This window comes from Croceicoccus gelatinilyticus (assembly GCF_018398395.1).
GTDB lineage: Bacteria > Pseudomonadota > Alphaproteobacteria > Sphingomonadales > Sphingomonadaceae > Croceicoccus > Croceicoccus gelatinilyticus.
In genome coordinates this window covers 562,052-585,229 of sequence record NZ_JAHCBF010000002.1, presented here as the reverse complement: position 1 = coordinate 585,229, position 23,178 = coordinate 562,052, and the positions used below count along the sequence as shown (strand labels likewise).

Here is a 23,178-nt window from a genome sequence, read left to right as displayed (position 1 = left end):
ACCGGACAATTCGAAAAGGAACGCTGATGCGCCTCAACTTCCCCGCCACCGTTGCAGCCGTCTCGCTGCTCGCTCTTGCCGCATGCGGCGATACGAGCGCGCCAGAGGGCGTGAATACGCAGGATGCCAACGCCTCACCCGACACTGCCGAACCGGCCGTGGCGGATGCGACCGACGAAATGGAACAGACCATCCCCGCTCCGCTGCGCGGAAGCTGGGGCATGGTCGACGCCGACTGCACGTCGCAGGCCGGTGATGCCAAGGGTCTGCTGAAAGTCAGCGCGAACTCGCTGCGCTTTTACGAAAGCGTAGGCAAGCTGGAGCAGGTGACCGAGCGTGACGCGAACCGCGTGGTCGCCACGTTCGCTTATACCGGCGAAGGCATGGAATGGTCGCGAACAGAGACTTTGACGCTCGACGGCATGACATTGACCCGCTCCACCGATGCGGGCGATGCTCAAGGTCCCTTCACTTACCAGAGGTGTGGCTGATGATCCGTTTTGCCTTTCTTGCCGCTCCCGCCCTGCTGGCGGGTTGCGTGACCACCACGGCCGAGACTGACGAACCCGTTCGCGTCGGCGCCGAGGGCCTTTGCGACGCGACTGAGGCGCAGGCCATGCTGGGCATGACCGCGACTGCCGAAGTTGGCGCGCAGCTTCTGGAAAGCACGGGCGCGAAAACCTTGCGCTGGGCGCCGCCGCGTTCGGCCATGACGATGGATTTCAGGCCGGACCGCCTGACCGTTACTTACGACGATGACATGACGATCGACCGGATCAGCTGCGGCTGAGCCTGTCGGGGAGAGAAGAGGATTAGCATGAGCGACCAGTTCGGCCTTACCGAGGACCAGCTCGCCATCCAGGAGATGGCGCAGCGTTTCACCGCCGACAACATCACCCCCCACGCCGCCGAATGGGACGAGGGGCACATCTTCCCGCGCGACACGATCAAGCAGGCCGCAGAACTCGGCTTTGCATCGATTTACGTGTCGGAAGAATCGGGCGGTATCGGTCTGGGCCGGCTGGATGCGGCGCTGATCATGGAGGCGATGGCCTATGGCTGTCCTTCGACCAGCGCCTTCATCTCGATCCACAACATGTCGGCATGGATGATCGACACTTACGGGTCGCAGGATCTGAAGGATCGCTACCTTCCCGATCTGATCGCGATGGACCGCATCGCGTCGTACTGCCTGACCGAGCCTTCGTCGGGTTCGGATGCTGCGGCGCTTCGCACCAAGGCGGTCGACAAGGGCGATCACTGGGAAATTTCGGGCTCGAAGCAGTTCATTTCCGGCGGCGGTCAGAACGAAGTCTACGTCACCATGGTCCGCACCGGCGAGGATGGTCCCAAGGGCATTTCCTGCGTCGTGATCGAGAAGGACATGGAAGGCGTGTCGTTCGGCGCGCAGGAAAAGAAGATGGGCTGGAATTCTCAGCCGACCGCAGCGCTCAACCTCGACAACGTCAAGGTGCCCAAGGCCAATCTGGTCGGTGCGGAGGGGCAGGGCTTCTCGATCGCGATGTCGGGCCTTGACGGTGGCCGCCTTAACATCGGTGCCTGTTCACTGGGCGGTGCGCAGCGCGCGCTGGACGAGGCGATTGCCTATACCAAGGACCGCAAGCAGTTCGGCAAGGCGATCGCCGACTTCCAGAACACGCAGTTCACGCTGGCCGAAATGGCCGCCGAGTTGGAGGCTGCCCGCGCCCTGCTCTACATGGCGGCGGTAAAGGTCACCGAAGGCGCGCCCGACAAGACGCGCTTTGCCGCGATGGCCAAGATGATCGCGACCGAGACGGGTTCGAAAGTCGTCGACCGCGCGCTTCAGCTGTTCGGTGGCTACGGCTATCTCAAGGAATATCCGATCGAGAAGCTGCTGCGCGATCTTCGCGTCCATTCGATCCTTGAAGGCACCAACCAGATCATGCGCATGATCGTCGGCAGGGACCTGGTGAAGTAATGACCGAGAGCACTGAAAACGTCCACATCCACCGCCATGGTGCGGTCGGGCACCTGTCGCTCAACCGTCCCAAGGCGATCCACTCGCTGACGCTCGATATGTGCGAGGCGATGACCGCCGCGCTGGTCGAATGGAAGGACGACGACAGCATCAAGGCCGTGATCGTTGACCACGCCGAGGGCCGCGGTTTCTGCGCCGGCGGCGACGTCACGCTGCTGCGCAAGTCGGCGCTGGAAGATGAAGGTGCCAGCGGGCGTCACTTCTTCGATGTGGAGTACAAGCTGAACCACCTGATGTTCACGTACCCCAAGCCCATCGTCGCCTTTATGGACGGCATCACGATGGGCGGCGGCGTCGGCATCTCGCAGCCCGCGAAGTACCGCGTGGCGACCGAGAATACGAAGTTCGCCATGCCCGAAACCGGCATCGGCCTCATCTGCGACGTTGGCGGCGGCTGGTACCTGTCGCGCCTTCGCGGTCGGCTCGGCCAGTTCCTCGGCCTCACGGGCGCGCGGCTGGACGGGGCGGAATGCCTCGCCACCGGCCTTGCCACGCACTACCTGCCGCACGAACGCCTGTCCGAGGCGAAGGCCCGCATCATCTCGCACCCCGACGATATTGAGGGCACGCTGGAAGGCCAGTCCTTCGCTCCGCCGCCTGCGCGGATCAGCGGCAATCTCGAATTGATCGACCGTCTTTTCGCCTCGAACAGCCTTGAAGACATCATCGCCGCGCTCGAAGCCGATGGCGGCGAATGGGCGGCCAAGGAACTCAAGACGCTGCGCTCGAAAAGCCCGTCAGCCTGCAAGAACGTGCTCAAGCAGCTCGAACTTGGCGCTGCGTGCGAGACTTTTGCCGACAACATGGCGATGGAACTGCGCGGCGCATCGCGCGCGATCACGCGCCACGACTTTGCAGAGGGCGTCCGCGCGCTGCTCGTCGACAAGGACAACAATCCGCAGTGGCAGCCCGCCACGCCGGAGGAAGTGACCGACGAAATGGTCGAGAGCCTCTTCGCGCCGCTGCCCGCAGACCAGGAATGGAAACCGCTATGAGCTACGAGACTATCCTGACGGAAACGAAGGGCGCGGTCACGCTGATCACGCTCAACCGGCCCAAGTCGCTGAACGCGCTCAATTCGACCGTGCTGGCCGAACTGACCGACGCCTTCGCCAAGTTCGAGGCCGACAGCTCGCAGCTGTGCGCAGTGCTCACCGGCAGCGGCGAGAAGGCCTTTGCCGCAGGCGCCGACATCAAGGAAATGTCGGACAAGCCTGCAGCCGATTTCTACATCGAGGATTTCTTCGCCGGCTGGACCGCGGATATCGTGAAGAAGGTCCGCAAGCCGTGGATCGCGGCCGTAAACGGCTTCGCGCTGGGCGGCGGGTGCGAACTTGCGATGATGGCCGACTTCATCATCGCTGCCGACACTGCCAAGTTCGGCCAGCCCGAAATCAAGCTGGGCGTAGCCCCCGGCATGGGCGGGTCGCAGCGTCTGACCAAGGCTGTCGGCAAGTCGAAGGCCATGGAGATGTGCCTGACGGGCCGCATGATGGACGCAGAGGAAGCCGAACGTTCGGGCCTCGTCACCCGCATCGTGCCGCTCGCCGATCTGGTCGAGGACGCGATGAAGACGGCCGCGACCATTGCCTCGATGCCGCCGCTGGCCGCAATGATGAACAAGGAAATGGTCAACACCGCGTTCGAAACTACGCTTGACCAGGGCCTGATCGCTGAACGCCGCATGTTCCAGGTGCTCACCGCCACCGAGGACAAGGCCGAAGGCATGGCCGCTTTCGTCGAAAAGCGCGCAGGGAACTGGAAGGGGCGGTGATTACCTTCATCTATCCGCTAATCGGCTTTGGTTGCGGGTTTGTTGGTGGTTGGTTCACGTCGAACGTGCTTCCAGGATTGCTGGTGGCTGGTGCATTCGCGGCAGTTTGGTTTGTTGCAGCACATTATGGCTCGCCGATTCAGACCATCCATTTTGCCATGGCAGTGTTGGGTATCACTCTTGCTGCGTTGATGTCGTTTTTTGGTGCGGTCATGGGTGTCCGAATCCGGGCTGCAACGAGAGGAAAATAATCATGAAAATCGCATTCATCGGCCTTGGCAACATGGGCGGCGGCATGGCCGCGAACCTTGCAAAAGCAGGTCACGAGGTTTCCGCCTTCGACTTGTCCGAAGACGCGCTGGCCCGTGCCAAGGAAAACGGTTGCGCCACTTTCACCAACGTTCGCGAGGCCGTTGCAGGGGCCGAGGCGGTCGTTACCATGCTGCCCAATGGCGGCATCGTGAAGTCGGTGCTGACCAGCGACGTGATCGGCCATGCACCCGCTGGCGCGCTGCTGATCGATTGCTCCACCATCGACGTCGCCACCGCGCGCGAGATGATCGAGACTGCGACGGCGGCAGGCTATGAAATGGTCGACGCGCCGGTTTCGGGCGGCATCGCCGCAGCCAACGGCGGCAACCTCACTTTCATGGTCGGCGGCACCGACAGCGCCGTCGCCAAGGCGGAGACCGTGCTTGAACCGATGGCCAAGGCGGTAATCCGCGCTGGCGGTGCAGGGGCCGGGCAGGTTGCCAAGATGTGCAACAACATGCTGCTCGCCGCCCACATGGTCGGCACTTGCGAGGCGATGAAGCTGGCCGAACGCAACGGCCTCGACCCGCAGACGTTTTACGACATCAGCTCGAAGTCGACCGGGTACTGCTGGTCGCTCAACGACTACACCCCGGTTCCGGGTGTCGGTGCGGCAAGCCCTGCCGACAACGACTATGCCGGCGGTTTTGCCGTCGCGCTGATGCTGAAGGACCTGCGTCTTGCGATGGCGGCTGCCGATGCGAGCGATGCAAAGGTGCCGCTGGGCCGCAAGGCGACCGAGATCTACGAGGAAGCCGACAAGGCCGGAATGGGCGGCAAGGACTTCGGTTCGATCTTCACGACTCTCTAATTTCCTTGCGAAATGCGCGCCAAGTCGCCACTTGGCGCGCATAATGCTTCCACAAGTCGTCATCATCGGTCGCCCCAACGTGGGCAAGTCGACCCTGTTCAACAGGTTGGTCGGCAAGAAACTCGCGCTGGTCGACGATCAGCCGGGGGTCACGCGCGACCGTCGATTCGGCGATGTCGAACTGCTCGGCCTGAAATTCCAGATCGTCGATACGGCGGGCTGGGAGGACGAGGACGCAGCATCACTGCCCGGCCGCATGCGCCAGCAGACCGAGGCCGCGCTGGTCGGCGCATCCGCCGCGCTGTTCGTGATCGACAGCCGCACTGGCCTCACCCCGCTGGACGAAGAAATCGCCCGCTATCTGCAGCGTTCGTCGGTGCCGATCACGGTCGTCGCCAACAAGGCCGAGGGCAAGGCGGGCGACGCAGGCATCTACGAGGCGTTCTCGCTGGGCTTTGGCGATCCCGTTGCGATGAGCGCGGAGCATGGCGAAGGCGTGGCAGACCTGTTCGAGGCGCTGCTGCCGACGCTCGAACCGCTGCAGCCCGAAAAGCCGGAATTCGAACCGTTCGAGGACGACGAGGAAAGGCCGCTCGGTCCGTTGCAGCTGGCCATCGTTGGTCGTCCGAACGCGGGCAAGTCGACGTTGATCAACCAGCTTCTCAAGGAAGATCGCCTGCTGACCGGGCCGGAAGCCGGGATCACGCGCGATTCGATCGCCATCGACTGGACATGGCACGATCCGAAGGCGGGCGAAGATCGCGCGGTGAAGCTGATTGACACCGCCGGTATGCGCAAGCGCGCCAAGGTGACGGACAAACTGGAAAAGCTCTCGGTCGCCGATGCGCGGCGTGCGGTGGACTATGCCGAAGTCGTCGTGCTGCTGCTCGACGCCACCAAGGGGCTCGAGGTTCAGGATCTCAAGATCGCGAGCCACGCGATCGACGAAGGCCGCGCGCTGATCATCGCGATCAACAAGTGGGACGTTGCCGAAGACCCCAGCGGTCTGTTCAACGGCATCCGAGCCGCGCTGGACGAAGGTCTGGCGCAGGCTCGCGGCGTACCGCTGGTTGCCGTGTCGGCGCGGACGGGCAAGGGGCTCGACAACCTGCTCAATGCCGCGTTCGAAACGCGCGAGATCTGGAACAAGCGCGTGCCGACCGCTGCATTGAACCGCTGGTTCGACGATGCGCTGGCCGCCAATCCGCCGCCGGCTCCGGGCGGTAAGCGGATCAAGCTGCGCTACATCACGCAGACCGGTGCGCGCCCGCCGCGATTCGTGGTGTTTGGTACGCGTCTGGACGATTTGCCCGAATCCTATCGTCGTTATCTCGTCAACGGGCTGCGCCGCGATCTCGGTTTCGGATCGGTGCCGGTGCGCCTGATGATGCGCACGCCCAAGAACCCCTTCGCGAAGAACTGATCCGGTGACGCACGACGTCATCGTGCTCGGCGCAGGGGCGGCGGGCCTGATGTGCGCTGCCCGTGCGGGGCAGCGCGGCAAGCGGGTCGTGCTGATCGAACACGCCGATGCGCCGGGCAAGAAGATCCTGATCTCGGGCGGCGGGCGGTGCAATTTCACCAACCTCGACGTTGTGCCCGACCGTTACCTTTCGTCCAATCCGCATTTCGCGAAGTCGGCGCTGGCCCGCTACACCGCGCGCGATTTTCTCGCGCTGGTCGAGAGCTACGGCATCGCGTGGCACGAAAAGACGCTGGGCCAGCTGTTCTGCGACGGGTCTGCGCGGCAGATCGTCGACATGCTGCTGGACCAGTGCGCGAAAGGCGAGGTCGAACTGCGATGCGGCGAGAGCATCGGCAGCGTGGGGCACGCTGACGGCGCTTTTACGGTCGAGACTTCGGCGGACAGCTATTCCGCACCCTCGCTGGTGGTGGCCACGGGCGGGCCTTCGATCCCGAAGATGGGCGCGACCGGTTTCGCCTATGACCTTGCGCGCCAGTTCGGACTGAAAGTCGTGCAGCCACGCCCTGCGCTCGTCCCGCTGACATTGGGCGGCGATGACCTGTTGTTCCGCGAATTGTCGGGCGTGTCGACCGAAGTCGTGGCAGGCGCGGCCAAGGCGAAATTCCGCGAGGCGGCACTTTTCACCCATCGCGGGCTATCGGGTCCGGCGATCCTGCAAGTCTCGTCCTACTGGGACCCCGGTGCGACCGTGACCGTCGATTTCCTTCCCGATGCCGACGCGGAAGTTTTCATCGCGGCGAAGGCCGAAAATCCAAAGGCCACCATCCGCTCAACGCTTGCAGCGCTTATGCCCGAAAGGCTCGCGGGCGAACTGGCGGAGCGGGTCGGCATCGCGGTCCCGCTGGCCGACTGCAAGGACAAGGCCCTGCGCGCCGCTGGCGAGCGGTTGAAGCGCTGGACGTTCCATCCGAATGGCACCGAGGGTTTCGCCAAAGCCGAAGTCACCGTCGGCGGCGTTGCGACGGGCGAGCTTTCGTCCAAAACGATGGAGGCGAAGAAAGTCCCCGGCCTCCACTTCATCGGCGAGGCGGTGGACGTGACGGGCTGGCTTGGCGGCTACAACTTCCAGTGGGCCTGGGCCAGCGCGGTCGCCTGCGCCGAGGCCCTGTGATTTCAGGCGCCGGGCAAAGCGAAAACCGAACGTGCGATCTCGCGAAAGCGTAGCGACAGGACACTATCGTCCGCGTCACGCTGGCTGAGGATGACGGGTGATACGGCCCCTTCATCGACAAGCGGGCGGTAGACGATGTCCTTGCTGTTGAAATGCTGCATGGATGCAGGGACGATCGCGCAGCCTACGTTGGCGGCGACCAGGCCCAGCGCGGTCTGCACCTCGCGCACTTCTATGATCTTGGTAGGCGTCAGGGCCTGATCGCGCATTAGCGACAATACCTGATCGGCATAGCTGGGACGCGGTTGGCTGGGGTAGGCGAGCAAGGTGCCGGCAGCGATCTCGCGCAGGGAAACCGGGCCAACGCGCCGTGCAATGGGGCTGTCAGCCGGTAGCGCGGCGACCAGCGGTTCTTCCAGCAGAACCTCGCGCCGGTTTGCGGGATCGGCGATCCTGAGCCGGCCCAAACCCGCATCGATCCGTCCTGACTTCAGGGCCGCGATCTGGTCGACGGTCGTCAATTCGATCAGTTCGACTTCCACGTCGGGGGCCGCGGCCTGAAACCGCCGTATGATAGTGGGCATGGCTCCATGCATGATCGAGCCCACGACCCCGATGGCGAACCGCTTTTCCGGGATATCGCCAAGACCCTGCATCGTCTTTTTCAGCTGTTCCAGCGCGACGAGGATTTGCGAGCCTTGCTGTTGCAGCATGCGGCCCGCCTCGGTCAGGCGGACGGGGCGCGTATCGCGATCGAACAGTTCGAAGCCCAGTTCTTCCTCCAAGGCGCGGATCTGGCGGCTGAGCGGTGGCTGCGAGATGCCCAGCTTTTCGGCTGCGCGCGTGAAATTCCGCTCGGTCGCGATAGCGTCGAAGTAGCGAAGCTGGCGTAAGTCCATGATACCTTTCCGGTATGATATGGTGCCGACATAGTCTTTCTCAGCGCGGCCCGCCATCCCTATCGTTGCGCTTGATGACCCGTATCGACCAAATCGAGACCATCCTTCTGGATGTGCCGACCATCAGGCCGCACGTGCTGGCGATGGCGACCATGAACGTGCAGGTGATCTGCCTTGTGCGCATCCGCTGTTCCGACGGCAGCGAAGGCGTGGGCGAGGCGACGACGATCGGCGGCCTTGCCTACGGCCCCGAGGCGCCCGAGACGATCAAGCTGGCGATCGATACCTATTTCGCGCCCTTGCTTGTCGGTCGGGATGCGACCCGTCCGGCCGAATTGATGGCGATGCTCGACAAGGCGATCGTCGGTAACAACTTCGCCAAATGTGCTGTCGAAACGGCGCTGCTCGATGCGCAGGGCAAGCGTTGCGGCCTGGCGGTCAGCGAATTGCTGGGCGGGCGGGTTCGCGACCGCCTGCCCGTGCTCTGGACGCTGGCCAGCGGCAATACAGCGACCGACATCGAAGAGGCCGAGCGCATGATCGACTTGCGCCGCCACGACACGTTCAAGCTGAAGATCGGCAAACGTTCGGTACGGGACGATGTCGCGCATGTCGCGGCGATCAAGAAGGCGCTGGGCGACCGCGGCTCGGTTCGCGTCGACGTCAACATGGCCTGGACCGAAGTACAGGCCCGCGAAGGTTTGGCGATGCTGGCCGATGCCGATTGCGAATTGTGTGAGCAACCGATCCACCGCAGCAACCGCGAAGGCATGGCCCGCCTCTCGGCGCGATCTGCCGTGCCGATCATGGCGGACGAGGCGCTGACCGGCCCGGCCAGCGCATTCGATTATGCGCGAAGCGGTGCCGCCGATGTCTTCGCCGTCAAGGTGGAGCAGTCGGGCGGACTGCGCGCCGCCTGTGGTGTAGCGCGCATTGCCGAGGCGGCAGGCGTTGCCCTTTACGGCGGAACGATGCTCGAAGGCGGGGTGGGCACCGTCGCATCCGCCCATGCATTTGCGACATTTTCCTCTCTCGCCTTCGGGACCGAACTGTTCGGTCCGCTGCTGCTGACCGAGGAGCTCCTCACCACGCCCGTCGATTATTCCGACTTCTCGCTTGCCGTGCCCGCCGGACCGGGCCTCGGCATCGAGATCGACGAAGATCGCATCGCCCGGTTCCGCCGCGATGCCGATCGCAAGACCGTCGCTATTACCGCTTCCTGAAAAAGGCCGATTACGATGTTGTTCAAGGTAGAGATGGACGTGAACGTCCCGCTGGATTTCGACCCCGCGAAGTTCGAGGAACTTAAGGCCGCAGAAAAGGCGAAGTTCCAGGAACTGCAGAAAGCGGGCACCTGGCGCCACATCTGGCGCGTTGTCGGCCAGTACAGCAACGTCTCGATCTTCGATGTCGAGAGCAATGCGCAGTTGCACGACATCCTCGTCGCGCTGCCGCTTTACCCGTTCATGGATGTCCGCGTCGTGGCCCTTTGTCGCCACCCATCGTCGCTGCACGACGACGACCGCTGAAAACAAGACCCGCCCGCCGCAAGGCTTCATGCATATCCGAGGAGAGGATCATGAATAGCGAATTTCTGAACACGCCCGAAGTCCAGACCCTGCTCGACCGTTCGGCAGGTATCGACAAGGACGGCGGGGACACGCGCCTGAAAGCGATCACTCGCGACCTTCTGGAAGCGCTTTTTGCGACGATCGTAAAACACGACATTACCGAGAGCGAGTTCTGGCAGGCCGTCACTTTCTTCCAGCAGGGCGTCGGTGAGTTTGGCCTGATCGTGCCGGGCACGGGTATCGAGCATTTCATGGATCTCGTCATGGATGAACGCGATCGCGAGGCGGGCCTTAGCGGCGGCACGCCGCGCACGATCGAAGGCCCGCTTTACGTCGCAGGTGCGCCACTGGTGGAAAATGGCGCCAACCTGACGACCGACCCCGACGACACGGGCAATCTGAGCATGAGCGGTCAGATCACCGGGCCCGATGGCGAGCCGGTGAAGGATGCGATCCTCCATGTCTGGCATGCCAATTCGAAAGGTTTCTACTCGCACTTCGACCCGACGGGCGAGCAGACGCCGTTCAACAACCGCCGACGGATCAAGCTGGGTGACGACGGTCGCTACAGCTTCCATTCGAAGATGCCGAACGGGTATTCGGTGCCGCCGCAAGGAGCGACGGATGTACTGATGCAGGCGCTTGGCCGTCACGGCAATCGCCCGGCACACGTGCACTTCTTTATCGAGGCCCCCGGCTATCGCACGCTGACGACGCAGATCAATTTCGGCGACGACCCCTTCGCCCGCGACGATTTTGCCTTTGGTACGCGCGATGGCCTTTTGCCGGTTCCGGAACGGGACGGTGACGATGCCGTGATCGAATTCGACTTCAGCCTTCAGCGGGCAGCTTCGCACGAAGACGAAGTCTTTTCGGCCCGGGCCCGCGCAGAGGCCTGAGAGCAAGGACATGGGCAAGATCTACGACAGTCCTGCAGCCGCACTTGATGGCGTGTTGTTCGACGGGATGACCATCATGTCGGGGGGCTTCGGCCTCTCCGGCAATCCGGAAAGCCTGATCCCCGAAATCCGAAAGGCCGGGGTGAAGGACCTGACGGTCATTTCGAACAATGCGGGTGCTGACGGCTTCGGGCTGTGGATGCTGCTGCAAAGCCGGCAGATCCGGAAGATGATCTCGTCCTATGTCGGAGAGAACAAGCTGTTCGAGCAGCAATATCTGGACGGTACGCTGGAGCTGGAGCTCAACCCGCAAGGTACGCTTGCCGAGCGGATACGCGCAGGCGGGGCAGGGATTCCGGCGTTCTACACCGCGACAGGTGTCGGCACCGTCGTTTCCGAAGGCAAGCCGGTCGAGACTTTCGAAGGGCGCGATTATGTCCGCGAAACCTGGCTGAGGGCGGACCTGTCCATCGTCAAGGCGTGGAAGGCCGACACTGCAGGCAACTTGCTGTTCCGCAAGACGGCGCGGAACTTCAATCCCGTCATGGCAACCGCCGGCAAAGTGACGGTCGCCGAAGTTGAGGAAATCGTCGAGGCCGGCAGTATCGATCCCGACGAAATTCATACGCCGGGCATCTATGTGAACCGCGTCGTGCTGGCCACGATCAACGAAAAGCGGATCGAGAAACGCACGACCCGTCCGCGGGAAGCGGCATGACCGAGGCGTTCATCTGCGATGCCATTCGCACGCCCGTTGGAAGGCTGAACGGTTCGCTTTCCGGTATCAGGGCTGACGACCTCGCCGCCGTGCCGCTTCGCGCCCTTGCGCAGCGTAATCCTGGGCTGGACCTTGCCAGCATCGATGACGTGGTGCTCGGCTGTGCGAACCAGTCGGGCGAGGATAATCGCAACGTTGCGCGAATGGCGCTGTTGCTGGCGGATTTTCCCGACACGGTCCCTGGCTACACCGTCAATCGCCTCTGTGCCTCGGGCCTTAACGCGGTGGGCAATGCGGCGGCTTCGATCCGGTGCGGCGATGCGGACCTGATGGTCGCGGGCGGGGTGGAGCATATGACCCGGGCGCCCTTCGTTATGGGCAAAGCGAGCGGCGCGTTCGACCGTTCTCAGAAGCTTGAAGACACGACGCTGGGCTGGCGTTTCGTGAATCCGGCGATGCAGGCCGCCCATGGTGTCGATGCCATGCCGGTCACGGCCGAAAACGTCGCCGACGAATGGAACGTCAGCCGCGAAGACCAGGACGCGTTTGCTCTGGCAAGCCAGCAGAAAGCCCGGGCCGCACAGGACAGTGGGCGGCTGGGCGCAGAGATCGTGAGTGTCACGATACCGCGCCGCAAGGCCGACCCCATCGTGTTTGAAAAGGACGAGCATCTGCGCGACACGAGCCTGGAGGCGCTTGCCGCGCTAAGGCCGGTCGTGCGACCGGACGGGACGGTGACGGCAGGGAACGCTTCCGGCCTGAACGATGGTGCAGCCGCGATGGTCGTTGCCAGCGAAGAGGCGGCGCGCCGCAACGGGCTGGTACCGCGAGCGCGGGTTGTTTCGATCGCGTCCGCCGGTGTTGCACCTCGTATCATGGGCGTTGGCCCGATCGAGGCTGCGCGCTGCGTTCTTGCCCGGACGGGTCTGACCATGGCCGACATGGACGTGATCGAACTGAACGAGGCTTTTGCCAGTCAGGCGATCGCGAGCCTTCGCGATCTTGGCGTCGATCCTGCCGATCCGCGCGTCAATCCCAATGGGGGTGCCATTGCACTTGGCCACCCGCTGGGCATGTCGGGCGCGCGTATGGCGATGAGCGCGGTCGAGGAACTGTCGCGGGGAACGGGGCGCTACGCGCTCATCTTCATGTGCGTGGGCGTGGGGCAGGGCACCGCGATGATCGTGGAGAAGGTCTGACCATGCCGCATGTCCAGACGGAAGGCGCGCGGATCCATTACCGGCTTTCGGGCGTAGAGGATGGCCCGGCGCTGGTCCTTCTCAATTCCATAGGCACGGACATGTCGCTTTGGGATACGTGCCTTGCCCCGCTGGAAAAGGATTGGCGCGTCCTGCGTATCGATACGCGCGGTCACGGCCAGTCCGATGCGAGTGAGGGAGACTATACGCTTGCCCTGCTTACTCACGATGTTCTGGCGGTAATGGACGACGCTGGCATCGTGTCGGCGCATGTCGCCGGTGTTTCTCTGGGCGGCATGATCGCGATGCAAATGGCGCTTGATCATGGTGACAGGGCCGACGGGCTTTCGCTGATCTGCACCTCGGCAACGATGGATGCATCTGCCTGGCAGCAGCGCATGGAAACGGTGCGCGAAGGCGGGCTGGCCGCGATTGCCGACATGGCGATCGCACGCTTTCTTTCGCCGGGCTTTATCGACGCGAACCCGGCGAAGGCGGACGCGATGAAGCAGGCGCTGCTTGCCTCCAGCGCGACTGGTTATGTCGGGGCCTGCGCTGCGATACGTGACATGAACCTTGCCGAGAGGCTGGGCCGGATCGCGGTGCCGACCGACGTCATCACCGGGGTGCTGGACGTCTCCACTCCCTACGAGCCGCATGGCCGATTCCTTGTGGAGCGTATCCCCGCGGCACGGCATCACGCGCTTGAATCCGCGCACTTGCCGCCTATCGAGGCACCCGAAGCGCTGCTCGCTCTTCTCAAGCCAGCGGTCTGAAGCGAACAATCCTGACCGGCAAGAGTTGCCGGGTTCGGGCTAAGACTGCGCATTCGGCATAGCGGGCCAGAACGCACGGATTAGGATCAGGGGCAAAGCCGGACAGGCAACTTTCCAAAATCGAGCCACCCACTTGGCCCGCCTTGCACCGGACGCAGGGCGGGCCTCTTTTTCGGCCGTTGCGACAGCCGGGTCAGCGCATTGCTGCGCATTGCGGACAGGGGCTGCCGATCGCGGTTGGACAGGGCTGGACCGCTGCCCAACCATCGCCGCTTGGCAAATCGCGGCGGGACATACGAATGACGATCGAAGCGACCGGCACGGGCAAACGCAGCTTCAAGGGCTGGTACGTCGTCATAATCTGCATGCTGGCGTACATATTCTCGTTCATCGATCGTCAGATACTTGCTTTGATGATCGATCCGATCGAGCGTGATCTGCAGATCAGCGACACCCAGTTCGGACTTCTTCACGGTCTGGCCTTCGCGATATTCTACGCCACGATGGGTATTCCGCTCGCCAGCCTGTCCGACCGGGTGTCGCGGCCTGCAGTCATCTCTGCCGGCATCGCGATATGGAGCGCGGCGACGGTGCTCAGCGGATTTACGCGCAGCTTCGCTCAGCTCTTCGTTGCCCGCGTTTTTGTCGGCGCGGGGGAAGCGGCGCTCTCGCCTGCGACTTATTCGCTGATCAGCGATCTTTTCCCGCGTGAAAAGCTGGGCCGCGCGGTTGCCGTCTATTCCATGGGTTCCTTTTTCGGCACCGGACTCGCGTTCCTGGCCGGAGGCGCGGTTTCAGCGCTTGTCGGCGAGAGTGGCTCGGTATCGCTGTTGGGCATGGAGATGCGGGCTTGGCAGGCGGTTTTCGTGATCGTCGGGGCGCCGGGTTTCCTCCTCGCGCTCGTCATGTTCGCAACCGTTCGCGATCCCGGCCGGGCTGCCACGGGAACGAACGCCCTGCCGCTGACCGAAGTCCTGCGGCACATGGCGCGCGAAAAGGCGATCTATGCTCCGCACATTATCGGTTACACTTTCGCCGCCGCCGCACTGTTCGCGGTTCTGGGGTGGGCCCCTGCCGTTCTGATCCGCGGTTTCGGACTTGGTCCGGCACAGGCGGGCATGTGGCTTGGCGGGCTGGCGCTTACGGCCGGGGTGGGCGGCGTCATCTTCAGTGGCTGGGCCGTCGATGCCCTGACCCGCAAGGGCGTCGTTGCCTCTCCTTTCGTCACCGGCGTTATCGGCGGGGTAGGCACCTTGCTGTTCGCTCTGGCCCTGCCGTTCGCAGGGACACTGGATGCGTGTCTGGTCATCATGGCTGGCCTGTTGTTCTTTGCATCCTTCCCGATGCCGCCTTCGACCGCCGTCATGCAGATCGTCGCCCCGCCTGCCATGCGTTCACGCGTTTCCGCGCTGTTCCTGTGCAGCAATTCGCTGATCGGATCGACGTTGGGCGCGCTTTTGGTCGGGATGTTCAACGATATCTGGTTCGGCGGTTCAGGCGTTGCCCTGTCACTGGCCCTCGTCGCTGGCGGAGCGGCGTTCTTGTCCGCCGTCATTCTGATTTTCGGCTGCAGGCCTTTTGCCCGTTCCTTCGCGTGATGGCGTTTGCTGCGGATTTCGGACCCCGCGTTCCGAAAGCGAATAGAGGGGGGCTGGCCCCTCCTGCATGAAGCTTCCCGAGACGACAAAAGGGGAATGAAATGCGGGTTGCCGTACTGGGCGGTGGGCATGGTTGCTACGCTGCAGCCGTCGAAATGAGCGAGCGGGGCTTCGAGACCTGGTTCTGGCGTCGCGATGCCGAGGCTTTCGGCCCGGTGCTCGAAAACGGGGCGATCGGGGTCAAGGACTTCAAGGGCACGCGCGAGGTTGTCGTCGCTCATCCGACGACTTCGCTCGAGGAGGCGATCACCAGCGCCGACCTTATCGTCATTCCGCTTCCCGCAACCACGCATGACGACCTTGCCGTGCAATGTGCGCCCTACTGGAAGGACGGACAGGTCGTATTCCTGCCGCCGGGGACGTTGGGTTCGTTCGTATTTGCCAAGGCCGCGAAGGACGCGGGCAACGACGCGGACGTCACTTTCGCCGAAACCGGCACGCTGCCCTATCTGGTCCGCAAGCACGGCCCGGCCGATATCGTCGTCAGCGCCTATGCGACGCGCCTGCCGACGGGCGTTTTTCCGGCCAGAAACGCAGAGCATGCCTTCGCCGTTCTGAAGCAGGCCTACCCGTCGGTCGAACCGATCGAGGATGCGCTTTCGGGCGGCCTGATGAATGCAGGGCCGATCATCCATCCGCCGCTTATCCTGATGAACGCCGGGCCGCTGGAGCATTTTTCGGCATGGGACATCCATAACGAAGGCACGCAGCCGTCGATCCGCGCGGTCACGACGGCGCTCGACAACGAACGCATCGCCGTGCGTGAGGCGCTTGGTTATGGCGCGCCGCATTTCCCGCTGGCCGATCACTATGCCACCGATGGCGATGAGTGGATGTACGGACGCGCCGCCCACGACAAGCTGACGGACAGCGGCGACTGGCGCGAGAAGATCGATCTGCAAACGCATCGCTACATGCTGGAAGATACCCGGCTCGGCCTGTCGATGATTGCGTCCATCGGGCGCTGGGCAGGCTGTCCGACACCGGTGGCATCCGGCCTTCTGGCTGTCGCCAGTGCAGTGACCGGGCGGGACCTCTATGCAGAAGGGCGGACGCTCGAAAACTTCGATCTGGCCGGTCTCGACCGTGCGGCGATGACCAAGTTCCTGTCGGAAGGCTTCTGACATGGCGGTTGAGGCGGCGCAGGAGCAGGGAACCGTCGCGGCCATCGGTGCAGGGCGCATGGGCCGCGGCATCGCGATCGCGTTCGCGGCGACGGGCCGTGATGTCGCGCTGATCGACTTGAAGCCGAGAGATGCAGCGGCGGTCGCGGCGCTGTCGCAAGATGCGATGGATGAGATCGCGCGCGATCTCGCCTTCCTCGTGAGGTTGGGCCTGCTTGACGATGCCGGTGCGAAAAAGGCGCTGGCACATGTGCGCTTTGTGGCAAGGGATGATGCACCTGCTGTTCTGGCAGAGTGCACCATCGTCTTCGAAGGCGTGCCCGAAACGCTTGATGCCAAGCGTGATGCGTTCGCATTCGTCTGCGAGCATGTGAGCGATGATTGCATCATCACGTCGACCACGTCGACGATCGACCCGGAAGACCTGATCGGCTTCGTGACGAGGCCCGAGCGGTTCCTGAACGCCCATTGGCTGAACCCGGCCTACCTGATGCCGCTCGTCGAACTTGCCCCGGCAAAGGTGACGGATGAAGCCGTTGTCGAAAGGACGCGGGCAATCCTGTCAGGCGCAGGCAAGGTGCCGATCGTCTGTCGCGGCGCGCCCGGCTATATCGTGCCGCGCATCCAGGCGCTGGCCATGAACGAGGCTGCCCGCATCGTCGAGGAAGGCGTGGCGAGCGCGCAGGACGTGGACCTCGCGGTGCGAACGGGGTTCGGCATTCGCTTCGCCGTTCTGGGCCTGCTGGAATTCATCGACTGGGGCGGCGGGGACATCCTGTTCCATGCCAGCGATTTCCTTTCGGAAAAGGTCGATGCCGGTCGCTACAAGGCGCCGCAGATCGTGGTCGACAACATGCGCGAGGAACGCCGCGGTCTGCGCGATGGAAAAGGCTTCTATGATTACGCAGGTGTCGATGCCGACGCCTACCGTGCCGAAAGGCTCTCCGATTTCGTGAAGATGCTCCACTTGCGGGATCTGGTGCCTCCGTTCGTGCAGGGAGACGCCGATTCATGATTGGAGACCGGCTGGCCGCGATCGTGGGTGCAGGCAACTACTTCGCCCCTGAAGTGATCGAGCCCCGCTATCTCGAAGACGAGACCTCGGGGACGAGCGGCCAGCCCGCCGGTCTTGTCCGTCCGGCCTCTACCGAAGAGCTGTCGCGCATCATGGCTGCCTGCAACGATGTGGGCCAGCCTGTCGTCGTGCAGGGCGGAAGAACCGGAATGACCCGCGCGGCACTTCCCCGGGACGGGGAACTGGTCATTTCGCTGGAACGGATGAACAAGATCACGGACGTCGATCCCGTTGCCGGAACGCTTGTGGCCGGTGCCGGCGTACCGCTGGAGGCGGCGCAACAGGCGGCCGAGGATGCGGGGCTGCGGCTGGCGGTCGACATCGGCTCGCGCGGGAGCTGCACGATCGGTGGAATGATCGCGACGAATGCCGGCGGCACGCAAGTCTATCGCCACGGCATGATGCGCGATCAGGTTCTGGGACTTGAGGCGGTTCTGGCCGATGGCACGATCATCTCTTCGATGCAGCCGATGCTGAAAAACAATGCCGGTTATGATCTGAAACAGATATTGATCGGCTGCGAAGGCACCTTGGGCATCGTCACGAAGGCGCTGTTGCGACTGCGCCCGGCGGCTTCCGGGTATGAGACTGCCTTGTGCGGTCTGCCCAGTTACGACGCAGTCATCGCTCTGCTTGGCGTTATGGAGCGGCGCTGCTCGGGACGGTTGGCCGCTTATGAGGTGATGTGGCGCAATTTCTTTGACCGCACCATCGCGCCCGGCGCTTTGCCCGATCCCTTCGATCAGCCCCACCAGTTCTACGTCCTTGTCGAGACCGAAGGGTTTGAAGACGGCATCCTGCCCACGGTGCTCTCGCTAGCCCTTGAGGATGGGTTGATCGACGATGCGCTCGTGGCCCGGTCGGGCCTCGATCGGGACCGGTTCTGGGCTTACCGCGACTATGTCGGTGAAATCACGCGCGCCATGAAGATCGTCGAACCTTTCGATGTCGGCGCGCCGCTTGCCGACCTTGGCCGACTGGTCGAGCGGATAGAGCGGGAATTCGAAGACCAGCTACCGGGCAGCCGATCGGTGTTTTTCGGCCATATCGCCGACGGCAACCTCCATGTCGCGATCGAGCTTCCTGACGAGGATCAACGCATCGTGTCGGAGCGGATCGTCTATGACGCGGTACGCGATATCGGGGGCACCGTTTCCGCTGAACATGGCATTGGCATGCTGAAACGCGACTGGCTCGGCCATTCGCGAAGCGCGGAAGAAATCGCGCTTATGCGCAGGTTGCGCGCCGCGTTCGATCCCAAAGGCATTCTCAATCCAGGTCGTATCTTCGCGCAGGAGGATCACTCGTGACCATTCGCACCCTATCCGTGATCGGCGGCGCAATGCTGGCCATCGCCGCCATAGCCCTGCCTCAGCCTGCCGTGCATGCATCCAACGGGGCGGGAGTGTCGCCTTCGGGCGAAGCGCTGTTTCGTAAGCGTACATGCGCGGCCTGCCATTCCCTGCAACCGGGCCAGAACCGCGTAGGCCCGTCGCTTGCCGGTATCGTCGGCAAGCCCGTCGCCAGTGTCGCAGGCTATCGCTATTCGGCCGCGCTCAAGGATGCCGCCGGCAAGTGGGATTCCCAAAAGCTCGACGCATGGCTCGCCAATCCGAAAGCGGTCGTGCCGGGGACGAAGATGGTGACAAGGGTTACGTCCGCGCAGGAACGCGCGGCGATCATCGCCTACCTCGAAAAGAACTGATCAGCCGACCCGGCGGGTGCGCAGCGTCTCGGACGGGCTGCACCCGTATTGCTGGCGGTAATACTGGGCATAGCGGCCGAAGTTCACGATACCGCAGTCCAGCATCTTTTCGGTCACGCTGCCCTGCGGGTCGCCGGTCGACAAGGCCTTGTGCAGCCTTTCGAGACGGTGACGCCGGACATATTCGACCGGGGTCATGCCAAGGAACTGCTTGAACCCGTTCTGCAGGCTGCGAACACTGACGCCGATGCGCACCGCCAGATCGCCGACCGAAATGCTGTCGTCGATTGAATCGTGAATGATCTCTCGCGCGCGGCGTACGTGCCATGGTGCCAAGTCGTTGCCGCGAAGCGAAATCTGTTCGGAATAGGTGTTGCAATAATGGTTGAGGAGCATCTCGACCATCAGCATCGCATATTGCCGCTGCGTGTTCGCATTCGTCATGAGGCCGGGCCCCATTTCCGACTGCATGATCAGGTGCGACAGCAGATTGCGCCAAACCTGCGGCAGTTCGCGTCCGCTCTCGCTATCGCTAAAGAACTTCACTGGTTTGTTGACGGGGATGTGCAGGCACTGCGTCAGGTAATCTTCGAAGGCGCTGGCTGCGATCCGCACCGTCAGATGGCGGCATTCCTTTGACATTCGGATGCGCGTCCCCTTGCCGGGGCAGGTAATGTAGAGATTGTCGGGTCGGATCACGCCTTCGACGCCGTTCGACCAGATTGATGTCGAACCCTGAAGCGATGCGTGGATCAGGAAATGAGAATCGAGGTCGATCGGTTCGATCGTGACTTCTGAACCGTACTGGATGTCGACTATTTGCGCGTGACTGAAATTGAAGCAATTCAGCTTCGCCGTCATTCCTGCGGGATTGCGAAGGTCCATGCCGTGTGGGGCAAGGGTTCTTCCGACGAAATCAATGACTTCGTCAGGGTTGCTCGATTGGAACGTCCTGATCGGACGCCTCGCGGTATCCAGACCTTGGTGCAGCAAGTGACCCCCTTTCGCCCGTGGTGGGGCAGATCGCGTCCGTGCCTTCATCCTTCATTTTTGTGACATCAGATGTCGAAATGGTTGAACTGTCAAGTGTCTCGTGCCTCGCAAGGCGCAGAAAAGGGCGGGATGCCGAAACGTGCCAAATGCGTACCCTTGCTACGCGATCTGAATAGCGGGCGGCTGTCAGCACCCCATACTCCGCGTCAGTCAGAGATCTTTTTTGCGGAGAGTTTATGTCCGAAGTTATCGACGATCAGCGCGCCAATCTGTCGCCGGCTGCGAAGGAGTTCGTCTCCGGCCCGCTCAAGATGCTTATCGATGGTGAGTGGGTGGATTCGCAGACCGGCCGGACCATCGCCGTCAGCGATCCTGCCACGGGCAAGGAAATCACCACGGTTCCGGCAGGATCCAGCGCAGACGTGGACCGCGCCGTGGCCGCAGCGCGCCGCGCCTTTGAAGGCAGCTGGGCTGCCGTACGCCCGGTGCAGCGTGAGCGCATGCTGCTCAAGCTTGCCGACTTGCTTGAAGCCGCAGCGGACGAGTTTGCGGAACTCGAAACGCTCGACAACGGCAAGATCCTGATGATGTCGCGCCACGCCGATCTCAATCTCGCGATTGATTCCCTGCGCTACATGGCCGGTGCCGCGACCAAGATCGAAGGCACGACTATCGATCCTTCGTTCGCATACGTGCCCGACATGCGTTTCACGTCCTACACGCTGCGCGAACCAGTCGGCGTCGTCGGTCAGATCATCCCGTGGAACTTCCCGCTGGTCATGGCCGTCTGGAAGATCGCGCCCGCGCTTGCCGCCGGTTGCACCGTCGTGCTCAAGCCTGCTGAAGACACCCCGATCACCGCGCTGCGCCTTGGCCAGCTGATTGCCGAAGCCGGCATCCCCGACGGTGTCGTCAACATCATCACGGGTGATGCGGAGCCGGGCCAGGCGCTGGTCGACCATCCCGATGTCGACAAGATCGCGTTCACCGGATCGACCGAAGTCGGCAAGATCATCCAGCAGCGCGCAGCGGGCACGATGAAGCGCCTCTCGCTCGAACTGGGCGGCAAGTCGCCGGTCGTGATCCTCAAGGATGCCGATGTGAACATGGCGATCCAGGGCGCGGCGCAGGCAATTTTCTTCAATCACGGGCAGGTCTGCACCGCAGGTTCGCGTCTGTTCGTCGACCGCAGCATCTACGATGCGGTTGTCGATGGCCTTGCGCAAGTGGCCGATGGCTTCAAGCTCGGTTCGGGTTTCGATCCCGAAGTGCAGATGGGGCCGCTCGTATCCGCGACGCAGCGTTCACGCGTGCAGAGCTATCTCGACAAGGGCACGTCCGAAGGCGGACGTCTTGTCACGGGCGGTGAGAAAATCGACGGTCCGGGCCACTTCCTTCGACCCGCCGTCTTTGCCGATGTCACGCCGGAAATGACGATCTACCGCGAGGAAATCTTCGGCCCCGTCCTCGCCTCGACCCCGTTCGACGATCCGGCAGAAGCTCTGAAGCTGGCCAACGATACCAGCTATGGTCTTGGCGCCAGCATCTGGACCAACGATCTGCAGCAGGCGAACCGTTTCATCCGCGGCATGAAGGCGGGTAGTGTCTGGGTAAATGCGCACAACCTGCTGGATCCGGCCGTGCCGTTCGGCGGCTATCGCATGTCCGGTTATGGCCGCGAACTCGGTCATGCGGTGCGCGATCTCTATACCGAATCCAAGTCGGTCACGATGATGATCTGATATCGTGGCGATTGGCGACCAAGACCTGCCGAAAAGGCTCGACAGGGCGAGAGCCCTGAACGCGATCGCTAGCATCAATGAAGGCGCGCTTTCTTCGGAAAGTGCGCCTTTGTTGCTTGTGAAGGACAACATCGCTGTTGCCGACATGCCGTGGACTGCGGGCAGCGGTCTGCTCGGTGATGTCATTGCAAAAAGGGATGCCGCTGGCGTGCGCTTGCTGCGCGCAGCGGGCGCGAACCCGGCGATCAAGACCACGCTGCACGAACTGGCCTTTGGCGTCACCGGAGCCAACGGATGGAGCGGCGATATCGTCAATCCGCACGATCCAAGGCGTGTCGCGGGCGGTTCAAGCGGGGGTTCTGCGACTGCGCTTGCGCTGGGGCTGGGCGATCTTTCGCTTGTTACCGACACAGGCGGATCGGCGCGTGTTCCCGCGGCATTTTGCGGTGTAATCGGCTTTCGCCCTTCGATGGGCAGGTATCCCTCCGACGGTCTGATCGGCCTGTCACCCAGCCGCGATACCCTTGGCCTGATGGCGCGCACATTAGCGCCGATCCGCTGGGCCGATGAAGTTCTTTCAGGCGAAGATGCACCGCACGGCGGGTCTGCCGGGGCCATCACGATCGGTGTCCCATCGGCCGACCAATTGGGCGAAACGGAACCTGCCGTGGCCGCAGCGCTGGACCGGTGTGCGAGTGCGCTGACTTCAGCTGGCTACCGCGTCGTTACCTGCGACCTTTCCGCCGCCAATGCTCTGGACGAGGAGTGCGGATTCGCCATTGCTCTGCATGAAACCGGCCAGTCGCTGATGTCGAGCGTGCCCCAGCTCACCGGGCGCGGCCTGTCCCTTTCGTCCATCGCAACGGACGAAGTGCGCGATCTGGTCGAACTGGCGCTGGGCGGCGCGGCTGTTTCGCCCCAGGCCTACGCTCAGGCAATCGGTCAGGGTTGGCCAGCATTGCAGCGCGCCTTTGCGGCGGTGTTTGACGGCGGGATCGATTTCATCCTGCAGCCTACGGCCCCGCTCGTCGCGCCGGTGCTTGGCTGTGGTGAAACGGTTCTGCTGAACGGGTCCGCGCAGCCCGCGTTTCCGACGATTACGCGATATACCCGACCCGATAGCATGGCCGGTCTCCCCTCGATTTCGCTACCCGCGGGCTGCGATGATGCTGGTCTTCCGATCGGCGTGATGCTGACTGCGCGCAAGGGTTCGGACGCCCGGCTTCTGGCCTTTGCAGAAGAGGCCGGGAAGGCGTTTTCACAGCAGGGCTGAGATTCCGCCTTGCGACCATCTTTTCATACACA

24 protein-coding genes are annotated in these 23,178 nt (G+C 63.0%); 22 read left to right on the top strand and 2 right to left on the bottom strand.

Annotated elements, in window-relative coordinates; translation table 11 throughout:
* Positions 1 to 26: 26 nt before the first annotated feature.
* From KIH45_RS06745 to KIH45_RS06705, 9 genes are read left to right on the top strand one after another with little or no spacing between them, the layout of a single operon-like run.
* On the top strand, positions 27 to 491 hold the full coding sequence (locus KIH45_RS06745) for a hypothetical protein (protein WP_213175224.1): 465 nt from the start codon (positions 27 to 29) through the stop codon (positions 489 to 491).
* Positions 491 to 790, top strand: coding sequence for an I78 family peptidase inhibitor (locus tag KIH45_RS06740; protein WP_213175223.1), 300 nt, complete (start codon positions 491 to 493; stop codon positions 788 to 790). Before KIH45_RS06745 ends, KIH45_RS06740 begins: the two co-directional genes overlap by 1 nt.
* A 27-nt stretch (positions 791 to 817) precedes the next feature.
* Entirely contained in the window at positions 818 to 1,960 is a 1,143-nt protein-coding gene (locus KIH45_RS06735; protein WP_213175222.1) for an acyl-CoA dehydrogenase family protein, read from the top strand.
* Entirely contained in the window at positions 1,960 to 3,015 is a 1,056-nt protein-coding gene (locus KIH45_RS06730; RefSeq protein WP_213175221.1) for an enoyl-CoA hydratase/isomerase family protein, read from the top strand. The genes KIH45_RS06735 and KIH45_RS06730 overlap by 1 nt, the downstream gene beginning before the upstream one ends.
* Complete coding sequence (locus tag KIH45_RS06725) at positions 3,012 to 3,794, top strand: enoyl-CoA hydratase-related protein (RefSeq protein ID WP_213175220.1); 783 nt, start codon at positions 3,012 to 3,014, stop codon at positions 3,792 to 3,794. Before KIH45_RS06730 ends, KIH45_RS06725 begins: the two co-directional genes overlap by 4 nt.
* A complete protein-coding gene (locus KIH45_RS06720) occupies positions 3,791 to 4,045 on the top strand; it encodes a hypothetical protein (protein ID WP_213175219.1) in 255 nt (84 codons plus the stop codon). Before KIH45_RS06725 ends, KIH45_RS06720 begins: the two co-directional genes overlap by 4 nt.
* Positions 4,046 to 4,047: 2 nt before the next feature.
* Entirely contained in the window at positions 4,048 to 4,917 is an 870-nt protein-coding gene (gene mmsB / locus KIH45_RS06715; protein WP_213175218.1) for a 3-hydroxyisobutyrate dehydrogenase, read from the top strand.
* A gap of 43 nt (positions 4,918 to 4,960) precedes the next feature.
* The gene (gene der / locus KIH45_RS06710; RefSeq protein WP_213175217.1) at positions 4,961 to 6,340 is read left to right on the top strand and encodes a ribosome biogenesis GTPase Der; all 1,380 of its coding nucleotides are present in this window, start codon (positions 4,961 to 4,963) and stop codon (positions 6,338 to 6,340) included.
* Between the two features lie 49 nt (positions 6,341 to 6,389).
* Positions 6,390 to 7,514 carry a BaiN/RdsA family NAD(P)/FAD-dependent oxidoreductase gene (locus KIH45_RS06705; protein ID WP_213175386.1) on the top strand — a complete coding sequence of 375 codons (1,125 nt, stop codon included), beginning with the start codon at positions 6,390 to 6,392 and terminating at the stop codon, positions 7,512 to 7,514.
* A 2-nt stretch (positions 7,515 to 7,516) separates the two neighbouring features.
* Here the strand turns inward: KIH45_RS06705 and KIH45_RS06700 are convergent, their stop codons facing one another.
* Positions 7,517 to 8,413: a LysR family transcriptional regulator gene (locus KIH45_RS06700; RefSeq protein ID WP_213175216.1), complete on the bottom strand. Its 897-nt coding sequence runs from the start codon at positions 8,411 to 8,413 to the stop codon at positions 7,517 to 7,519.
* Positions 8,414 to 8,487: 74 nt separating this feature from the next.
* Between KIH45_RS06700 and KIH45_RS06695 the strand changes: the two genes are divergently transcribed.
* The 11 genes from KIH45_RS06695 to KIH45_RS06645 all read left to right on the top strand — a co-directional run bounded on the left by KIH45_RS06695 (position 8,488) and on the right by KIH45_RS06645 (position 19,138).
* Positions 8,488 to 9,636, top strand: coding sequence for a muconate/chloromuconate family cycloisomerase (locus KIH45_RS06695; RefSeq protein WP_213175215.1), 1,149 nt, complete (start codon positions 8,488 to 8,490; stop codon positions 9,634 to 9,636).
* 15 nt (positions 9,637 to 9,651) lie between these two features.
* Positions 9,652 to 9,942 (top strand): muconolactone Delta-isomerase, encoded by a 291-nt coding sequence (gene catC, locus KIH45_RS06690; protein WP_213175214.1) that lies wholly within the window; start codon positions 9,652 to 9,654, stop codon positions 9,940 to 9,942.
* A 50-nt stretch (positions 9,943 to 9,992) separates the two neighbouring features.
* The gene (locus tag KIH45_RS06685; protein ID WP_213175213.1) at positions 9,993 to 10,883 is read left to right on the top strand and encodes a dioxygenase family protein; all 891 of its coding nucleotides are present in this window, start codon (positions 9,993 to 9,995) and stop codon (positions 10,881 to 10,883) included.
* Positions 10,884 to 10,893: 10 nt separating this feature from the next.
* A complete protein-coding gene (locus tag KIH45_RS06680) occupies positions 10,894 to 11,601 on the top strand; it encodes a CoA transferase subunit A (protein WP_213175212.1) in 708 nt (235 codons plus the stop codon).
* Positions 11,598 to 12,800: a 3-oxoadipyl-CoA thiolase gene (gene pcaF, locus KIH45_RS06675; protein ID WP_213175211.1), complete on the top strand. Its 1,203-nt coding sequence runs from the start codon at positions 11,598 to 11,600 to the stop codon at positions 12,798 to 12,800. The genes KIH45_RS06680 and pcaF overlap by 4 nt, the downstream gene beginning before the upstream one ends.
* A 2-nt stretch (positions 12,801 to 12,802) precedes the next feature.
* The gene (gene pcaD, locus KIH45_RS06670) at positions 12,803 to 13,576 is read left to right on the top strand and encodes a 3-oxoadipate enol-lactonase (protein ID WP_213175210.1); all 774 of its coding nucleotides are present in this window, start codon (positions 12,803 to 12,805) and stop codon (positions 13,574 to 13,576) included.
* Between the two features lie 299 nt (positions 13,577 to 13,875).
* Complete coding sequence (locus tag KIH45_RS06665) at positions 13,876 to 15,174, top strand: spinster family MFS transporter (protein WP_213175209.1); 1,299 nt, start codon at positions 13,876 to 13,878, stop codon at positions 15,172 to 15,174.
* A gap of 101 nt (positions 15,175 to 15,275) precedes the next feature.
* A complete protein-coding gene (locus KIH45_RS06660; RefSeq protein WP_213175208.1) occupies positions 15,276 to 16,358 on the top strand; it encodes an NAD/NADP-dependent octopine/nopaline dehydrogenase family protein in 1,083 nt (360 codons plus the stop codon).
* 1 nt (position 16,359) lies between these two features.
* Entirely contained in the window at positions 16,360 to 17,373 is a 1,014-nt protein-coding gene (locus KIH45_RS06655; RefSeq protein WP_213175207.1) for a 3-hydroxybutyryl-CoA dehydrogenase, read from the top strand.
* Positions 17,370 to 18,743 (top strand): FAD-binding oxidoreductase, encoded by a 1,374-nt coding sequence (locus tag KIH45_RS06650; RefSeq protein ID WP_213175206.1) that lies wholly within the window; start codon positions 17,370 to 17,372, stop codon positions 18,741 to 18,743. Before KIH45_RS06655 ends, KIH45_RS06650 begins: the two co-directional genes overlap by 4 nt.
* A complete protein-coding gene (locus KIH45_RS06645; RefSeq protein ID WP_337925413.1) occupies positions 18,740 to 19,138 on the top strand; it encodes a c-type cytochrome in 399 nt (132 codons plus the stop codon). The genes KIH45_RS06650 and KIH45_RS06645 overlap by 4 nt, the downstream gene beginning before the upstream one ends.
* On the opposite strand, the gene KIH45_RS06640 is transcribed toward KIH45_RS06645, so the two are convergent.
* Complete coding sequence (locus KIH45_RS06640; protein WP_225899702.1) at positions 19,139 to 20,131, bottom strand: AraC family transcriptional regulator; 993 nt, start codon at positions 20,129 to 20,131, stop codon at positions 19,139 to 19,141.
* A 236-nt stretch (positions 20,132 to 20,367) separates the two neighbouring features.
* Here KIH45_RS06640 and KIH45_RS06635 point away from each other — a divergent pair, with 236 nt between their 5' ends.
* Together KIH45_RS06635 and KIH45_RS06630 are read left to right on the top strand one after the other, a co-directional pair.
* The gene (locus KIH45_RS06635; protein ID WP_213175204.1) at positions 20,368 to 21,873 is read left to right on the top strand and encodes an aldehyde dehydrogenase family protein; all 1,506 of its coding nucleotides are present in this window, start codon (positions 20,368 to 20,370) and stop codon (positions 21,871 to 21,873) included.
* A gap of 4 nt (positions 21,874 to 21,877) precedes the next feature.
* Positions 21,878 to 23,146, top strand: a complete 1,269-nt coding sequence (locus tag KIH45_RS06630; RefSeq protein ID WP_337925412.1) for an amidase family protein — start codon at positions 21,878 to 21,880, stop codon at positions 23,144 to 23,146.
* Positions 23,147 to 23,178 lie beyond the last annotated feature (32 nt).

Bases quoted from the DNA above. Each gene is read 5' to 3' on its own strand.
- KIH45_RS06745 (WP_213175224.1), top strand. From the start codon at position 27: ATGCGCCTCAACTTCCCCGCCACCGTTGCAGCCGTCTCGCTGCTCGCT.
- KIH45_RS06740 (WP_213175223.1), top strand. From the start codon at position 491: ATGATCCGTTTTGCCTTTCTTGCCGCTCCCGCCCTGCTGGCGGGTTGC.
- KIH45_RS06735 (WP_213175222.1), top strand. From the start codon at position 818: ATGAGCGACCAGTTCGGCCTTACCGAGGACCAGCTCGCCATCCAGGAG.
- KIH45_RS06730 (WP_213175221.1), top strand. From the start codon at position 1,960: ATGACCGAGAGCACTGAAAACGTCCACATCCACCGCCATGGTGCGGTC.
- KIH45_RS06725 (WP_213175220.1), top strand. From the start codon at position 3,012: ATGAGCTACGAGACTATCCTGACGGAAACGAAGGGCGCGGTCACGCTG.
- mmsB (WP_213175218.1), top strand. From the start codon at position 4,048: ATGAAAATCGCATTCATCGGCCTTGGCAACATGGGCGGCGGCATGGCC.
- der (WP_213175217.1), top strand. From the start codon at position 4,961: ATGCTTCCACAAGTCGTCATCATCGGTCGCCCCAACGTGGGCAAGTCG.
- KIH45_RS06705 (WP_213175386.1), top strand. From the start codon at position 6,390: ATGTGCGCTGCCCGTGCGGGGCAGCGCGGCAAGCGGGTCGTGCTGATC.
- KIH45_RS06700 (WP_213175216.1), bottom strand. From the start codon at position 8,413: ATGGACTTACGCCAGCTTCGCTACTTCGACGCTATCGCGACCGAGCGG.
- KIH45_RS06695 (WP_213175215.1), top strand. From the start codon at position 8,488: ATGACCCGTATCGACCAAATCGAGACCATCCTTCTGGATGTGCCGACC.
- catC (WP_213175214.1), top strand. From the start codon at position 9,652: ATGTTGTTCAAGGTAGAGATGGACGTGAACGTCCCGCTGGATTTCGAC.
- KIH45_RS06685 (WP_213175213.1), top strand. From the start codon at position 9,993: ATGAATAGCGAATTTCTGAACACGCCCGAAGTCCAGACCCTGCTCGAC.
- KIH45_RS06680 (WP_213175212.1), top strand. From the start codon at position 10,894: ATGGGCAAGATCTACGACAGTCCTGCAGCCGCACTTGATGGCGTGTTG.
- pcaF (WP_213175211.1), top strand. From the start codon at position 11,598: ATGACCGAGGCGTTCATCTGCGATGCCATTCGCACGCCCGTTGGAAGG.
- pcaD (WP_213175210.1), top strand. From the start codon at position 12,803: ATGCCGCATGTCCAGACGGAAGGCGCGCGGATCCATTACCGGCTTTCG.
- KIH45_RS06665 (WP_213175209.1), top strand. From the start codon at position 13,876: ATGACGATCGAAGCGACCGGCACGGGCAAACGCAGCTTCAAGGGCTGG.
- KIH45_RS06660 (WP_213175208.1), top strand. From the start codon at position 15,276: ATGCGGGTTGCCGTACTGGGCGGTGGGCATGGTTGCTACGCTGCAGCC.
- KIH45_RS06655 (WP_213175207.1), top strand. From the start codon at position 16,360: ATGGCGGTTGAGGCGGCGCAGGAGCAGGGAACCGTCGCGGCCATCGGT.
- KIH45_RS06650 (WP_213175206.1), top strand. From the start codon at position 17,370: ATGATTGGAGACCGGCTGGCCGCGATCGTGGGTGCAGGCAACTACTTC.
- KIH45_RS06635 (WP_213175204.1), top strand. From the start codon at position 20,368: ATGTCCGAAGTTATCGACGATCAGCGCGCCAATCTGTCGCCGGCTGCG.